Genomic DNA, 555 nt, shown 5'->3' with positions numbered 1-555 from the left:
ATGACAATGTCGATTCGCTAGAGGCGCGCATTCCCTTCTTTTGGACCATGCAATATGGCAAAAGCCTACGCTATAGCGGTCATGCGCCAACGCCCGATCACAATATCCTATTTGGTACGCCAGATACGCTCGACTATATCGAATATTATTTTGATGACGAAGGTGCGGATACACGTGCGAGTGCGGCAAGTACGCTTGGACGTGATAAAGAGCTGGTTGCTTTCTCTGAACTATTACGCCGAGGTCATGCACCAACGCGCGCACAGCTTAATGCAGGGTTTGATATGATTGACCAGGCGCATGCATTATCGCGCTAGTACTATAGACAGATAAGTATTAGTATTTAAGCTGGCTTAGGAAACTAGGCCAGTTTTTTTATAAATAAAAAAGGAACACTATAATATGAATAAAAGTAATTTGAGCAAAGATGCCGTATTTTTACGTCAGGCTGACGCGAGTGATATTGGCGCACTTGAGCGGTTATTAAACTGCTGCTATCGAGAGACAGCGGGCTGGACCAATGAGGCTGACTTAGTCGGCGGTATCCGTATCACG

General features: G+C 45.6%; 1 protein-coding gene. It reads left to right on the top strand.

Annotation, left to right across the window (positions count from 1 at the left end; all coding sequences use genetic code 11):
• On the top strand, positions 1–317 hold a 317-nt coding region (locus B3V51_RS10620; protein WP_286708393.1), incomplete at its 5' end, for an oxidoreductase C-terminal domain-containing protein.
• Positions 318–555 lie beyond the last annotated feature (238 nt).

The sequence above is a fragment of the Psychrobacter sp. UBA2514 genome (assembly GCF_002341255.1).
GTDB classification, from domain to species: domain Bacteria; phylum Pseudomonadota; class Gammaproteobacteria; order Pseudomonadales; family Moraxellaceae; genus Psychrobacter; species Psychrobacter pacificensis.
This window is presented reverse-complemented; position numbering and strand designations above follow the sequence as displayed.